The organism is Citrobacter sp. VF227 (genome assembly GCF_052950715.1).
On sequence record NZ_JBRFVF010000125.1, the window covers coordinates 1 to 657 of the forward strand.

Here is a 657-nt window from a genome sequence, read left to right on the forward strand (position 1 = left end):
TGCAGCTCAGTCTGATGGATGAGCTGATGCGTCTCGGTCGGCGTGCGACGCGCTGGTTCCTGCGTAACCGGCGCAGCGAACTGGATGCCGCGCGGGATGTAGCGCATTTCGGTCCGCGGGTTGCAGCCCTGGGATTGAAGCTGGACGAGCTGTTGCAAGGCTCGACCCGCGACCATTGGCAGGAGCGCTATCGGCGTTATACCGAAGCTGGCGTGCCCGAGCTGCTGGCGCGCATGGTTGCTGGCACGAACCATCTGTACACGCTGCTGCCGATCCTCGAGGCCGCCGACGAAACCGGGCAGGTTCCGGCGCATGTGGCCGCGGCGTATTTCGCCGTCGGCGGGGCGTTGGAGCTGCCGTGGTATCTGCACCAGCTGACCAACATGCCGGTGTCCAACAACTGGCAGGCGATGGCCCGCGAAGGCTTCCGCGACGACCTCGATTCGCAGCAGCGCAGCATCACGGTGTCTGTGCTGCAGATGGACAACGGACCGGAGTCGATCGGCGAGCGAGTCGATAGTTGGCTGGCCCTGCGGCCGGCTCCGCTGGAGCGGTGGCGATCGATGCTTGCCGAGTTGCGCAGCGCCAGCGGCAATGACTATGCGATCTATGCCGTTGCCAGTCGGGAGCTGCAGGGATTGGCGCAATCGGTAGGGC

1 pseudogene is annotated in these 657 nt (G+C 65.3%); it reads left to right on the top strand.

What is annotated here, in order from left to right:
• Positions 1–14 precede the first annotated feature (14 nt).
• Positions 15–657 (top strand): annotated as a pseudogene (locus tag ACU8YC_RS25435) (hypothetical protein); the annotation flags it as partial.